The following is a 14,093-nucleotide window of genomic DNA, read 5'->3' on the forward strand; positions in this document are numbered from 1 at the left end:
GTGATCGCCAGCGCGGCCAGCGCCTCCTCCCCGCCCGCCGCCGCGCCGCCGGCCGCCAGGAACGGTGGCAGCGCGAACAGCCGCGCCTCATAGCCCGCAGCCGCCGCGCGGGCGACCGCGCCGCCGCTCTTCGGGCTGACGAACGCCAGGTCGTCGGTCGCCCCGCTGACGACGCACGCCGACAGGTCCAGCCCGAAGCCGAGTTCGGCCAGCAGCAGCAGTTCGTAGCGCGCGATGCTGCCCGCCCAGCCGCGCGCCGACGGTGCCGCCGCGATCGCATCGAGCACCGCGCCCAGCGCGTCGTACAGCTGCGGATAGGGCTGCCCCTCCGGCAGCGTCGCGGCGGTCAGCGCGGTCAGCCATTCCAGCGCGGCGGCGGGCAGCGGCTCGGCATGGAGCGGCGCGCGGCTGTGCAGCAGCTCGACGGTCAGCGCGGGCAATTGCTCGTCGGTGCGCGCGCGCCATTCGCCGCGGATCGCATTGGCGGGTTGCAGCACCGGGCGCAGCCGCCGCGCATGGCCGCCGCGGACATAGCCGGGCTGAACCCCGTGGTCGCGCGTGAAGCCGCGCACGATCGCGCCATGCTCGCCATGTGCACGCACGGACAGGATCACGGCATCGGCGTGGATGTGCATGGGGGGGATATAGGGGGTGGCGCCCGTCCCGTCGCCCCTGCGCAGGCAGGCGCCTCCCGCGGCTCCTGCTGCGGCATACGCCTAAGATCCCGGCCTGCGCCGGGATGACGTTCGTTTCCTGCTCGCCCTACCGCCGCGCGCGCCGCGCCAGCGCCGCCACCCCAGGCACCTGCGTCCAGCGTTTCGCCGCCGTCACCGCGCGCTCGAACCCCGCCAGTCCCGCCAGCGCGGCGCGGTTGGCCAGCGTGCGGCGCAGCAGCAGGACGTCGCGGCACGCCACGCTGCCGGTCGCCAGCGTCCGTTTGTGCTGGCCCTCGCCCTCGGTGAAGTCGAACCGCGCGAAACGGTCCGCGAACAGATCGGTCAGCGCCGCCTCCATCAGGACGCTGCCCGGTGACAATTCCCCGAACGACGGGTCGTGCCCGACGTAATCGTAGCGCAGCGAATCACCCTCGCCCGCGCCCCACAGATAGGCGACCGGCGCATCGCCCAGGAACAGCAGCCACCCCCGCGCCGCGTCGACGGCCGCGCGCTCGCGCATTTCCTCGACGAACGCCGCATCGCCCGGCAGCCCCGATCCCAGCAGCCGTTCCTGATAGGTGGTCGCCGCAACGGCGCGCGCCAGCGGATGGAACGCCGCCATCTCCGCCGGCGTGCGATAGCGGCGGATGTCGAGCGCGCCGCCATTGGCCGCCGCCAGCTTCTTCGCCTTGCGCTTCATCCCCGATCGCGCCTGCCCCGACAGCCCGGCACGCCACGCCGCCTCGCCGGCGGCCAGATCGACGTAATAGCGGCGATAGCGTTGCCGCACATAGCCGATCCCCGGCGCCGCGATCGCCGCCGCATCGGGCAGCGAGGTGACGAACCAGCCGTCCTGGCGCGCGTCCAATGCGGGCAGCACCGGGCCGTGGCCGGCCAGCGCCTCGTCCAGCGACAGGCCGATCCGCACCAGCTCGCGCGGGATCGCCGCCAGCGTGCGCGCGCCGATGCGGAACGACAGCGCGCCGCCCGCCGAACCGCCCGGCGCGGTCACGCGGCGCGTTCCTCGACCAGCGTCGACCATGCCTGTTCCACCTGGCGCCAGCGCAGCCGCAGCGCGCTGGGCGGCAGCGGCTGGTCGTCGCGGCCGGGGCGCAAGGCGGGGTGATCCGCGAAATGCGCGGTCGGCGCCACGGTGCGCCGCGCCGCCAGTATCGCGCACAGCGCCTCGAACCGGCGGACATGCACGCGGTTGGGCGCGGTCGCGGCCCGGTTGGCGAGTTCGAAACTGTGGCTGACGATGGTCAGCGCCTCATGCCCGCGGTCCACCGCATGGTCGATCGTCGCGCGCATCTCGGCTGCCGACAGCGCACACACCTGCACGTTGCGATAGCGGCCGGGACGATCCTCGATCAGCGTCACCGGCACCTCCATCACGCCGCGGCGGCACACCGGCGCGATCTGCGCCGCGGGCAGCCCGATCGCGCTGGGCCAGGGGGCGTGCGCGCCATTGTGGCTGCTGTCGTAGCGGATGCCCAGCATCGCCAGCGCCGACAGCGTATCGTCGTTGGCGGCATAGCTGCCGGCGCGGAACGCCACCGGCGCGGGCGCGCCCGCCGCGGTCAGCAGCGCGATCCCCTTCGCCAGCAGCGCGGCCTGCGCATCGCGCGAATGGTCGATCAGTTCGAAGCGGCCGTGCGTCGCCCCGCCGTCGCCGGGATGCGCACCGACCCAATTGGGGTGCAGGTGCAGCTGCACCTCCTGCCCCGCGGCCAGGATCGGCGCGACGACGCGCGCGATCGCCGCCTCACCGTACACCAGCGCCGGCATCGGATCGACGAAGAAGGTCGCCTTCAGCCGGTGCCGCGCCAGCAGGTCGAGCTGCCACGCCAGCCCCACCCCCGCCGGTTCGATCGACCGTTCGCTGATCGTCGGCAACGCCAGACCGGCGGCATGATCGCCCCAGCGAAACTCGGTATCGATGGTCAGGAAGACGTGCGGCATGGCGGGGGTGTAGCAGCCGAAGGTAAACGGAGGGCTGCGGCGGCTATCCGGTTACGCCATAGCGGGCGTAGGTGGCGGCGATCTGCCTGTCGAACAGCGTCGCCGCGGTCATGTCGGCGGTCGCCTCCGCGGTGCGCCCCAGGTGGCGACGCGTCAGCGCGCGCAGGTACAGCACGTCCGCCGAGCGCGGCATCAGGTCCGCCGCCGCGTCCAGATCCGCCAGCGCCTCCTCGAACCGCTGCATCCGGTAATAGACGAACGCGCGGCTGTGCAGCGTCGCCGCCGGACTGTCGGACAGCTCGATCGACCGGGTGCAGTCCTTCAGCGCGGTGTCGAGCGCGACATTGCCGATCCCCTTCACCCAGCAGCGCCCGTTGAGCAGCCCGGAATCGCCCGGTCGCTCGGCGATCACCGCGTCGAGCAGCGCGACGCCCTTGTCCGCCTCGCCGCCCGCCTTCTCTGCCATCAGTTCGGCGCGGGTACGCACGGCGTCCACCCGCTCGCGGTCGCCGCGCGCGATTCGTTCGTCCAGCAGCGCATAGGCCGCGGGCCGGTCGCCGCCATGCGCGGTGGCCTGCGCCAGTGCCAGCAGGACGGCGTCATTGTCGGGCTCCAGGGCGCGCGCCTGCCGGTAATCGGCCAGCGCGTCGCGCGCGCGCTCCTCCTCGACGTAGAGGGCCGCGCGCTGCATCCGCAGCGCCACCGAATCCTCCAGTTCGATCGCACGCGACAGATCGGCGATCGCCCCGCTATTGTCGAACAGCCCGGCGCGGAACGATGCGCGGCTGGAATAGCCGGTCGCTTCCTTCGGATCGCGCGCGATCACCGCGGCGAACGCCTCCTCCAGCGGTTTGAACCGGCCGTCCTTGCGCCCCGCCAGCACCTGCTCGGCACGGTTGGGCAGTGCCGCCGGCGCCTTCAGCCGCAGCAGGTTGGCAAGCGCCTGCGCGTAGCGCGCGCGTTCCGCGGCCAGCGCGTCCGGGGCGACCTCCGCACCGATCGCATCGACGCGCTCCTCGATCGTGAAGGTGCCGCCGTCCAGCGCCACCTGCCGTCGCATCTGCCGTCCCGCCAGGGTCGCGGGCAACGTCCTGGATCCTTCCAGTTCCCATGCCCCGCCCGTGTCGGGCAATCGCCACGTCGCGCGGTACATCGTGCCGCTGGGCGCGCCGGTGGATACCGGCAGATCGCGCCACGCCTGGCGCGCGCGATCGGGGGTGAAATCCAGCAGGCTCACCACCCGGTCGACATTCATGCGATAGCGGCGGTTCTCCCGTTGCCACGGCGTGGTGACGACCCCGCGGCCCGTCACCGTCGCGGTCGCGGTGGCCGGATCGTAGCGCAGATCCTCCGCCACGAACTGCCCCTCCCCGTCTCCGCCGAGATGATCTGCTGCAGCGTCGTCCGACGCTCCTCCGCATCGGCCTGGCTCGCGGCGCCAGCGAACATCTCCGCCATGCGACCGCGGATGATGATGCTGGCGTCGAACAGCGTCGGGAACTCGACCCCGGCGCGCTGGTCCCACTTCACCTCCACGATGCGGTCGGGACGGGCATCGGCGCGCAGCGGCAGCGCCTCCAGCACCGCCCCCGCCGTGCGCAGCGGCAGGACATGGCGCAGCGGCGGCACGTCGCGGATATCCTCCAGCCGCGATCCCAGCCCGGTGCCGTCCAGCCACAGCGTCTCGCCGCCGATCGTCGCGCGCACCAGGATATGGTCGAACGCCGCCGCCGACGGCAGCCGCGTCGCGACGATCGCACCCATCTGCACGCTCGCCACCGCCGGCTCGGCCTCCACGCCCAGCCGGTGCAGCATCGCCAGCAGCAACAGCGTCTTCGCCTTGCAGTCGCCGTAGCGCAATTCCCACGTCCGCGCCGGCGGCTGCGGCGTCAGCGCGCCGCCGTTCATCCCCACCGCCAGATAGCGCACCTTGCCCTGCACCAGTTCCAGCGCGCGCTGGGCACGGCGCAGCGGATCGCTTTCCGCCGCGGCGATCGCCGCCACTTCCCGGTCGAGCGGGCTGCCCGGCGCGATCAGCCCGTCGGTGGCGTACAGCGGCGCCAGCGTGCGCGACACGTCGGCCCAGTCGGCGAAGTTCGTCGCCTCGACGATCGGCAGGCGTCGCAGCCGGTCGGGCAAATCCTCCGGCATGTCCGGCGCCTTGGGCAGCGGCAGCGCGACCGTCACCTCGTGCAGGTCGCCGACGTCGCGCTCGGTGGTGGCAAGGCCGGCGGCATAGCCGCGCCATTTCGCCGCCTGCGCGCGCGGCCATACCAGCCGCGACCGTGCGAAGCCGGCGCGGAACGGCGCCGCCGGGGTCATCGCCACGATCATCGCGCGCGCGCCCAGCGCCTTGTCCGACTGGCTGATCGAAAAGCTGCTGCGCAGGACGTCGCCGACCTGCAACCCCTCGACCGACAGCGTCGCGGTCAGCGCGCCGGTCAACACATTCTGTTCCATCTGCTGTTCGCGGCGCAGCACGGTGAACTTCTGCCCGGCGGCGATCAGGTCGATCGTCTTCCCGTCGCGCACGATCTCCAGCCGGTGAATGGTCAGGTCACCGCGATCGGGCATCCACGGGATCGACAGATTGCCCATCTGCGCCAGCATCGCCGGCGTCGCCGCGCGGGTGGCGGTGTCGACGTAAGTGGTCGCCAGCGCGCCATCCAGCCGCGCCTGATTGTCGAACAGGACGATCGCTGGGGCATCGCCGCCGACCTGCGCCGCGGTGATCGCCGGCGCCGCCGCCACCCAGTCGGGCGCGGGCGCGTAACGTACCGTTTCGGATGCCTGAACCGATGTCGCGCTCGCCATGAGCACGACCACCAACGGCCATCGCCGCATCACCCCTGTCCCCCCGGATATGTTCCCCGCGATGCAGCGTAGCGGGTTGCCGGAGATCGGGGAAGCGCCGGTTGACGGGCGTAGCGGCGACATTCCGCCACGGCTCGCCCTTACCCTATCGAGCCGGTCGTCATCCCGGCGAAGGCTGGGATCTCCCGGTGACAGCAGCAGAGAAGAACCGCTGGACGCCCCGCCCTGCACCGGGGTGACGTGCGCGGCAAGGTGGATCGGGGTGACGATACAAGGGTCAAGGCCGATCCGCCCCGGCGGCCATCCGAACCCGCATCACCGTGCGTGGTAGAAATCGTACACCTGCTGCGCCACGCCCGCGCTGACGCCGGGCGCCTTGCGCAGATCCTCCAGGCTGGCGTTGCGCACCGCGCGGCCGGTGCCGAAATGCATCAGCAGCGCCTTCTTCCGCGCCGGGCCGATGCCGGGCACCTCGTCCAGCGGGCTGGCGCCGATCGCCTTGGCGCGCTTCGCGCGGTGCGCGCCGATCGCGAAGCGGTGCACCTCGTCGCGCAACCGCTGGAGGTAGAACAGCAGCGGCGCATTGACCGGCAGCGTCAGTTCGCGCCCGTCCATCAAATGGAACACCTCGCGCCCCTCGCGCCCGTGGTGCGGCCCCTTGGCCACGCCGACCAGGCACACGTCCTCGATCCCCAGGTCCTCCAGCACCGCCTTGGCTGCGTTCAGCTGTCCGCGCCCGCCGTCCAGCAGCACCAGGTCTGGCCAGGTCTCGCCGTCGCGATCGGGGTCTTCCTCCAGCGCGCGGGCGAAGCGGCGCGTCAGCACCTCGCGCATCATCGCATAATCGTCGTCGGTCGCCGCCTGCTTGATGTTGAACTTGCGATACTGGCCCTTGCGGAACCCCTCCGGCCCGGCGACGACCATCGCGCCCAGCGCGTTGGTGCCCTGGATATGGCTGTTGTCGTACACCTCGATCCGGTCGGGCGGCTCGGCCAGTTCGAACAGATCGGCCAGCTCGCGGTGCAGCCGCGCCTGCGTCGTGCTCTCCGCCAGCCGCCGCTCCAGCGCTTCGCGTGCGTTGCGGGTCGCCTGATCGAGCAGCCGGCGGCGCACGCCGCGCTGCGGCACGGTCAGCTCCACCTTGCGCCCGGCCTGTTCGGACAGCGCCTGCACCAGCACCTCGGCATCGGGCAGCACGCGGTCGATCAGGATCGTGCGCGCGGGCGGCACCTCCTCGTAGAATTGCGCCATGAACTGGGTCAGCACCTCGTCCTCCGGCACGTCGGCGGTGTGCGCGGGGAAGAAGCTGCGGTGCCCCCAATTCTGCCCGCCGCGGATGAAGAACGCCTCGATCCCGATCAGCCCTTCGTGGCTGGCCAGCGCGAAGATATCGGCATCGCCCACTCCCTCGGCGTTGATGAACTGCGTGCCCTGGATGAAGGTCAGCGCCTTCAACCGGTCGCGCAGCACCGCGGCCAGCTCGAAATCCATGTTCTCGGCCGCCGCCTGCATCTGCGTGCCCAGCTTCGCCTGGACGTCGGTGGTCTTGCCCGCGAGGAATTTCTTGGCGTCCGCGACCAGCTCGGCATAGCCGGCTTCGTCGATCCGCCCGACGCACGGCGCGGAACAGCGCTTGATCTGGTACAGCAGGCACGGGCGGTCGCGCGTCTTGAAGAAGCCGTCGGTACAGCTGCGCAGCAGGAACAGTTTCTGGAGTGCGTTAAGCGTGTTGTTGACGCTCCCCGCGCTGGCGAACGGGCCGTAGTAATCGCCCTTCGCGCGCCGCGCGCCGCGATGCTTCTGAATGCGCGGAAAGTCGTGATCGGCGCGCAGCAGGATGAACGGGAAGCTTTTGTCGTCGCGCAGCAGGACGTTGTACGCGGGGCGGTATCGCTTGATCAGCTGCGCCTCCAGCAGCAGCGCCTCCGCCTCGTTGTTCGTCGTGACGATCGTCATCGACCGGGTCAGCGACACCATCCGCTGCAACCGCTTCGACAGGCGTTCGACCTGCACGTAATTGCCGACGCGGTTCTTCAGCGCGCGCGCCTTGCCGACGTACAGCACGTCGCCCTTGGCATCGTGCATCCGATAGACGCCGGGCTTGAGCGGCAGGGTCTTCAGGACGTTGCGGATCGCCGCCACGCCGGTTTCCAGATCAGGCGTGTCGGCGCCGCGGACGGTATAGGTCGCCTGTTCCTCGTTGAAACGGTCGGGGGGTCCGTAGCTGCCGGTCATTCCCTGCGATCTAGGGATGCGCGGACTCGGCGGCAACGCCCCGGTAGCCGGAATCGGGCCGGACGCGGCGGGTCACGGCCGCGCCCATACCGCCGGCCAGCGATCGAAGTCCGCCCCGACCCAGATCGTGCCGTCCGGCTCGACCGCGAAGAAGGCAAATTCCGGCGGGTCGGGCCAGCCGTGCCATACGCGCTCGCGCACGATCCAGCGGCGCCCGTCGACCTCGGCCAGCGCGATGGTGTCGTCGCCGAAGCGCCCCAGCACCAGATCGGCGTCGATCGCCGCGTGCTCGTCGGCGGTCGGCGTGCGCCAGCGGATCACGCGGCGGCGGCACTGGCGGAAACGGTGGAGGAAGCGCAGGTCATCCGCCAGCGACTGGCCGAAGCCGTCCGGCGCGATATCGTCGTCGCCCCGGCCGAACCACGCGCGGATGCGATCGGTCCACCACCCCATGTGCGGCATCATCCCGCGGCGCAGCACGATCCGCAAGCGCGCCGAAACGCGAAAACCCCGCCGCGACGCGACGGGGTCTTCATGCGATCCGGCCGAATCGCCGCGATCAGTTGAGCCGGCCGACCCCGGCAATCGCCTTGTCGATCAGCGGGCGGTCGGCGTCCTGGCCGTGGCGCTCGGCGATCAGCGCGGCGGCGGCGGCGACAGCGGCCTGCGCGGTCTTCGCCCGGACCTCGGCGATCGCGGCACGCTCGGCGGCGGCGATCTTGTCCTCGGCCATCTTCGCGCGGCGGTCCATCAGCAGCGCAGTGTCCGCCTTCGCCTTGGCGATGATCGCGGTCGCCTCGTGCTGCGCATTCTCGCGCATCCGGGCGGCGTCGGCCTCCGCCGACTGCGCCTTGGCGGCATATTCGTCGCGCAGCGCCTCGGCCTCGCGGCGCAGCTGCGCGGCCTCGTCCAGCTGGCGGCGGATCTCGCCGATGCGCTTGTCGAGCATCCCCGCGATCGCGGCCGGCACCTTGGCGATGACCATGCCGATCAGCACGACCAGCGCGGCGATCCCCACCCAGCCGGTGTCGTTGAAGCCCAGCGCGGTCGGCGCGGCGTGTTCGACGGCGCCGCCGTGGACGGTGCCGGTCATCCCGCTGCCGTTGGCGACGTCATGCGTCTCCAGCGGCTGCGCCTCGATGTCCTGCGCGATCGTGGAGGGGGGATTAGCCATGGGTCATCTGCCTGCGCACCGCCTCATTGGCGGCTTCGGGGGAGATGGCGACGCCCGACAGGCGCTCGACCAGCTCCTGCGCGGCTTCCGCCGCGATCGTCTGCACGTTGACCATCGCCGCCGCCTTGGCATTGGCGATCGCCACGTCGTGATGCGCCACACGCTCGGCCAGGTCGGCGTCGGCGGCGCGCATCTGCGTTTCGGCAGCGGTCGCCGCCTGCGCCTTGGCCTTGGCGACCTCGGCCTGCGCGGCGGCACGCGCGGCGTCCATCCGCGCGGTCCATGCCGCCTCGGTCGTGTCGGCCTGGCCCCGCGCCGCTTCGGCATCGGCCAGATCCTGCGCGATCTTCGATTCGCGCAGGTCCATCACGCCCTGCACCCTGGGGACCATCATCTTGCCGATCCCGAAATACAGGATGCCGAAGGTGACGAGCAGCCAGAAGATCTGCGAGGCGTAGGTGGCGGCGATCTGACTGATTTGAGGCATGGGTGTCCGCTATCCTTGGTGCCCCGCCCGCACGATGCGGACGGGACGGGTCCGTCGGCGTGTCGTTACGCGACGAACACCAGGATGATCATCGTCACGAAGGCGAGCAGGCCCAGAAGCTCCGCACCGGCGAAGCCGATGAACAGGCGGCCCTGCTGGCCGTCGGCGGCACCCGGGTTGCGCAGCGCACCTTCGAGGAAGGCGGCGAACACGTTGCCCACGCCCAGCGCGGCAATGCCCATGCCGATCGCGGCGAGACCAGCACCGAGCAGCTTGGCGGCGGTTGCGTCCATGTCAGTAAACTCCCGTGGAAAAATCAGTTGGTTGAACGAAGGAAACTCAGTGCAGGTTGACCGCGTCGTTGAGATAGACGCTGGTCAGCAGCGCAAAGACATAGGCCTGGATCGCCGCCACCAGCAGTTCCAGCAGCGTGATGCCGATCATCAGCGCGAAGCTGGGCAGGCTGACGATCGCGGCATAGCCGACGCCCATGTTCAGCCCGTTGATGACGAACGCCGCCAGCACCTTCAGCAGGATGTGCCCCGCGGTCATCGCGACGAACAGTCGCAGCCCCAGCGAGAACGGACGGACCAGGAAGCTCAGCAGTTCGACGACGAAGATCAGCGGGATCATCACCACCGGCGTGCCGTGCGGCACGAACAGGCTGAAGAAGTGGAAGCCGTGCTTGCCGAAGCCGACGATCAGCACGATCGAGAAGCTGATGATCGCCAGCACGCCGGTGACGGTCAGGTGGCTGGTGATCGTGAACGGATGCCAGCCCGGCACGATGCCGACCGGCATCAGGCCCAGGACGTTGGCGAACAGGATGAACATGAACAGCGAGAAGACGTAGGGGACGAAGCGCTTGCCCTCCGGCCCGACGTTCGACGTCAGCATGTTCTGGACGAAGCCGGTGAACCCCTCCACCGCGGCCTGCCAGCGGCCGGGCACCAGCTCGCGCTTCATCCCGCCCAGCATAAACAGCCACAGGCACACGAGGGTGATGACCATCCACAGCGCCGAATTGGTGAACGACAGATCATAGCCGCCCACCACCCATTTCTGACCGAGCACAGGCTCGATCAGGAACTGGTGCATCGGATCGATCTTGCCGCCTTCTGCCGCCACGCGCTGGTCCCCAACCGTCTTACATACGTCAAGCGCCCGGTTCGTCCGGGCGCCTGGTCGTCAACCGAATGATCTGCCTGAACGCGACGCCGATCCCCAGGAACAGCATCACGATCAGCGCCCAGGGCGTCGTGCCGAACCAGCGGTCGATAAGCCAGCCGATCAGCGCCGAGCCGACGAGACTTCCGATCAGGGCGGCGAGCACGCGGTTGCCCAGCTGATAGCCGGCTCCCCCATCGTCGCGCACGGCCCCCGTGCGGATCGCTTCATCCCTGCGCGCCCGCTCCAGCCGTTTGTCGATGGAGGCGAGCCGCGGGTCTTCCGCGCCGTGGAAATCCTGTCCGGGTCCATTCTCCGACACGCAGCATCCCCATCCCGTGATCGTGTACGAACCAGGAAGGGGAAGTCGCTCTGTCGGCGAGCAGCCCCGCCAAGGCACGGCCCGGTTAGCCGGGGGTCCGGGGGGTGTCAACCGTTGTGGATCAGCGACGGGCGGTGCGCAGGAACCGTGAAAGGCCCCTGCCGGCGCAGCGGCGACGCAGGATATCGACCGCGGTCCCAGCGAAGGCTGGGACCTTCATGAGGCGCAGCCCCCCGCCTTACCGGGTCACACGCAGCGCGAATCGCGCACCGGCGCGCCCGCACCGCGGGTTTCCCACGATCCGTCGGGGGTGCGATACTTCTCGCCCGGCTTGGTCTGCGCGATCAGGTTGCAGCCGCTGGTGAAGGCCAGCTGCTCCACGGTCGCGCCGCTGGCCTGCGCCTTTTGCGTATAGGCGGCCTTGCGCTGGATGTTGATGTTGCTGACCAGCGCGCGCAGCTGCGCGTTGCCGCCGCCCACCACGCCCAGATAGCCGTCGGGCTGCTCGCCCACCTCGCCGGCCGCGCGCGCCGCGGCATAGGCCGGGTCGCGCTGCGCCCAGGCGGCGCCCGACACCGCCGCCAGCGCCACCGCGCCGGCGATCATCAGAATGGCTTTCTTGGTCATGGCGTCAGAAAATCCCCGGATTCTGCTTGATGAGCGACTTCGCTTCGTTGTCGAGGCGATAGACCACTTCCTGCGTGACGTTGATGTTCAGGTTGATCTGGATCGGCTTGTCGGGTGCCGAGATGTTTACGCACCCGCCCGCGATCAAGGGCATCCCGGTCATCACCGCCATCGCCATCAGCCTGGTCGTCACGCTCACCTTCCGCACTTCCGTTTCGGTCATGGCACATTCCCGCTTTCCGGGGGCTGAACGGCGCCCCCCTGTTCCCCTTGCGCATTCCGTTCGGCCTGCCGGTTCTGCTCCGCGATCAACGCCTGCAGGTTGCGCGCCACCAGCCGCTGCGGATCGTAGAAGCTCGCCGCCGAATCGATCAGCCCGCGGAACGGCGCACGGATCGTGATGTTAAACACGATCGGCAGCCGCGTCAGGCGACGCAGCAGGAAATTGCTCTTGGCGCCCGCGCCCTGGCGGATGCCGGTGAAGCGCACGCCCGTGACCATCTCGCCCGCCAGCGGCCCGTCCATCTCCAGCACCAGCTCGCGATAGGTGAGCGAGCGCAGCGACTGGAACGCAAGATTGCCCCAAAAGCCCAGATCCTTCTCGGTCAGCTCGCCCAGATAGGCGATGCCCCCGCCGCCGGCGCGCGCGATCAGCCGCCCGCCCTCGATCCGCCCGCCATTGGCGTCGAACACCATCGGCAGCACCCCGTCGAACACGCCGGTGGCGTTGAGGTTCGAGAAATCGAACTGCTGCAGGAACTTGCCCGCGTCCATGCCGGTGACGTGGAAGGTCATGCGGCGCGTCTGCCCGCTTTCCGAAAAATCCAGCAGCGTGGGGTCGAGCGACAGCGTGCCGCCCGCGAACGGCCAGATGCCGCTGGTCACCTTCACCTTCGTATCGCGCAGCGTCTGAAACACGATCCGCCCGTCGGTGACGGGGACGCCGGGGTTGATCGACGCCACCGTCGCCACCTGCCCCGGCGCGCTTTCCAGCGCCAGCAGGTCGGTGAAGCGGATCGTCCCGGCCAGCCCCTGCACCGGGCCGAACGCGGCGGCCAGATCGGTGCCCGGCGTGGTGAAGGTGCCGGTGCTGGTCACCCCCTTGGCGCCCCAGTCGATATCGCCCTGCCCGCTGACCGTCCCCTTCACGTCGGCGATCACGCCGAACGTCAGCCGCGTCAGCCGGTCGGGCTGCAATCCCTCGCCAAAGGTGATGCCGGGGACCGCCAGATGCGCCTGGCCCTCGCCGCTCGCCAGCCGGTGCGCGATCGTCACATCGGCCACCTTCGTGCCGGTGACGGGTTCGTGGAGTGTGCCGCGCGCATCGATCCGCCCGTCCTTCAGCACCAGCGCGACGTCGCGCGCGGCCATCGGTTCGAACCGCGCGGGCGTCTGCGTGTCGGCGACCGACAGCGCGCCGTCCAGCGACAGCACGCCGCCCGCCAGCCGCCATTCGCCCTCCCCCGCGCTCATCGCCAGCGGCACGTTGGCGATCTGCCCCGCCAGCCCCGCGAAGGCGCCAGCGATCCCTGCGGACGTGACGCGTCCATCGAGCCGCGTGGCGGCGATGTGCGTGACGCGCCCCTCCGCGCCCAGCGCCGCACGCACGTCCGCCAGCGCGAAGCCGCGGTCGCCCAGCCGCACGGTCCCGCCCGCGGTGTCGACGGCCAGCGGCGTGCCGCCGATCGTGCCGCGCAACGCCGCCGTGCCGATCCGCGCGCCGCCCGCGACGCGCCCGCCCGCCACCTCGACCAGCGCAGCCCCGCTCGGGCACAAGGTCAGCCGCGCGGGGTCGAGCCGGAGCCCCGACAGCGCCAGCGACCGGATCGCCACCGGCGTGCATGCGGGGTTGAGCGCGAGGCGCGATCCGCGCCAGCGCGCATCGACTGGCACGACCAGACCGTCGACGCGCCCGCCGCCGAGCGGCCCGCTGAGCGTCAGCTGCGTCGTCACCCGCCGCCCCGCGATCCGCACCTGGGTCAGTTCCAGCCGCGCACCGTTCGCGGCATAGGGCGCCATCCGCACCGTCCCCGCGATCGCGCCGCCCGTGCCTTGCGTCAGGTCGGCGGCAACCGTCGGCAGTCCGCCGCCCGCCACGCGCAACCGCCCGCCCACTGCGACCCCGCCGACGCGCAGCGCATCGCCGCGCACCGTCACCCGCGCGCCGCTGGCGGCGGTCAGCGTAAGGTCCGGCACCGCCGCCGCGCCATCGGCAAGGCTGACCCGCGCCGCCATGTCGAACGCGCGGCCCGCGCGCGCCGCCGCCATCGCAGCCTGCCGGACCAATGGCGCGACCGGCGATCCGGCGGCCGCGTCGGCCCGCGCCGTCACCTGCCGCAGCATCGCAGGCGCCAGCGCGGTGCCGCGGCTGGTCACCGATCCCGCGAACGCGGGCGGCGCGCCGCGCAGCGCGTAGCGACCCGCGATCGTCGCGCCCTTCGCCCGCGCACCGGGGACGGTCAGCGGCCCCGATGCCAGCCGCACGTCGCCCTTCGTCGCGCGCGCATGTCCGTCGAACGCGATCGTCCCGGTCAGGCGCTCCACGCCATAGCCGGGCGCGCGCACCACCGCCGCGCCGGCGTGATGCAGCGTGCCCTGCCAGCGGTCGAACCCCGCGCCCAGCGTCACCTGCGCCCCCGCCGCGACCTG

The 14,093-nt window shown here is 71.0% G+C and carries 15 protein-coding genes; all 15 read right to left on the reverse strand.

Annotated elements, in window-relative coordinates; all coding sequences use genetic code 11:
* The coding region (gene recO / locus AX685_RS18905) for a DNA repair protein RecO (RefSeq protein ID WP_066491487.1) at nucleotides 1-635 on the reverse strand (635 nt) is incomplete at its 3' end.
* A 127-nt stretch (nucleotides 636-762) separates the two neighbouring features.
* Nucleotides 763-1,668, reverse strand: coding sequence for a GNAT family N-acetyltransferase (locus AX685_RS18910; RefSeq protein WP_231792303.1), 906 nt, complete (start codon nucleotides 1,666-1,668; stop codon nucleotides 763-765).
* Nucleotides 1,665-2,618 (reverse strand): polysaccharide deacetylase, encoded by a 954-nt coding sequence (locus AX685_RS18915; RefSeq protein WP_066491497.1) that lies wholly within the window; start codon nucleotides 2,616-2,618, stop codon nucleotides 1,665-1,667. The genes AX685_RS18910 and AX685_RS18915 overlap by 4 nt, the downstream gene beginning before the upstream one ends.
* A 43-nt stretch (nucleotides 2,619-2,661) precedes the next feature.
* Nucleotides 2,662-3,975 carry a tetratricopeptide repeat protein gene (locus tag AX685_RS18920; RefSeq protein ID WP_066491498.1) on the reverse strand — a complete coding sequence of 438 codons (1,314 nt, stop codon included), beginning with the start codon at nucleotides 3,973-3,975 and terminating at the stop codon, nucleotides 2,662-2,664.
* Nucleotides 3,927-5,444 carry a DUF3857 domain-containing protein gene (locus AX685_RS18925; protein WP_231792304.1) on the reverse strand — a complete coding sequence of 506 codons (1,518 nt, stop codon included), beginning with the start codon at nucleotides 5,442-5,444 and terminating at the stop codon, nucleotides 3,927-3,929. The genes AX685_RS18920 and AX685_RS18925 overlap by 49 nt, the downstream gene beginning before the upstream one ends.
* Before the next feature lie 303 nt (nucleotides 5,445-5,747).
* On the reverse strand, nucleotides 5,748-7,667 hold the full coding sequence (uvrC, locus tag AX685_RS18930) for an excinuclease ABC subunit UvrC (RefSeq protein WP_066491501.1): 1,920 nt from the start codon (nucleotides 7,665-7,667) through the stop codon (nucleotides 5,748-5,750).
* 72 nt (nucleotides 7,668-7,739) lie between these two features.
* The gene (locus AX685_RS18935; RefSeq protein ID WP_066491504.1) at nucleotides 7,740-8,156 is read right to left on the reverse strand and encodes a hypothetical protein; all 417 of its coding nucleotides are present in this window, start codon (nucleotides 8,154-8,156) and stop codon (nucleotides 7,740-7,742) included.
* A 70-nt stretch (nucleotides 8,157-8,226) separates the two neighbouring features.
* Nucleotides 8,227-8,841, reverse strand: a complete 615-nt coding sequence (locus AX685_RS18940) for a F0F1 ATP synthase subunit B family protein (RefSeq protein ID WP_066491505.1) — start codon at nucleotides 8,839-8,841, stop codon at nucleotides 8,227-8,229.
* Nucleotides 8,834-9,328 (reverse strand): F0F1 ATP synthase subunit B family protein, encoded by a 495-nt coding sequence (locus AX685_RS18945; RefSeq protein ID WP_066491507.1) that lies wholly within the window; start codon nucleotides 9,326-9,328, stop codon nucleotides 8,834-8,836. Before AX685_RS18945 ends, AX685_RS18940 begins: the two co-directional genes overlap by 8 nt.
* A gap of 65 nt (nucleotides 9,329-9,393) precedes the next feature.
* Entirely contained in the window at nucleotides 9,394-9,621 is a 228-nt protein-coding gene (locus AX685_RS18950) for a F0F1 ATP synthase subunit C (protein WP_066491509.1), read from the reverse strand.
* Between the two features lie 46 nt (nucleotides 9,622-9,667).
* Nucleotides 9,668-10,456 (reverse strand): F0F1 ATP synthase subunit A, encoded by a 789-nt coding sequence (locus AX685_RS18955; RefSeq protein WP_066491514.1) that lies wholly within the window; start codon nucleotides 10,454-10,456, stop codon nucleotides 9,668-9,670.
* Between the two features lie 28 nt (nucleotides 10,457-10,484).
* Entirely contained in the window at nucleotides 10,485-10,817 is a 333-nt protein-coding gene (locus AX685_RS18960) for an AtpZ/AtpI family protein (RefSeq protein WP_066491515.1), read from the reverse strand.
* A gap of 246 nt (nucleotides 10,818-11,063) precedes the next feature.
* Nucleotides 11,064-11,444, reverse strand: a complete 381-nt coding sequence (locus AX685_RS18965; protein ID WP_066491516.1) for a YdbL family protein — start codon at nucleotides 11,442-11,444, stop codon at nucleotides 11,064-11,066.
* Nucleotides 11,445-11,448: 4 nt separating this feature from the next.
* Complete coding sequence (locus AX685_RS18970) at nucleotides 11,449-11,667, reverse strand: YnbE family lipoprotein (RefSeq protein WP_066491525.1); 219 nt, start codon at nucleotides 11,665-11,667, stop codon at nucleotides 11,449-11,451.
* On the reverse strand, nucleotides 11,664-14,093 hold a 2,430-nt coding region (locus AX685_RS18975; protein WP_066491526.1), incomplete at its 5' end, for a YdbH domain-containing protein. The genes AX685_RS18970 and AX685_RS18975, both read right to left, overlap by 4 nt.

It is taken from the genome of Sphingomonas sp. CCH9-F2 (assembly GCF_001556735.1).
Taxonomy (GTDB): Bacteria; Pseudomonadota; Alphaproteobacteria; order Sphingomonadales; family Sphingomonadaceae; genus Sphingomonas; species Sphingomonas ginsenosidimutans.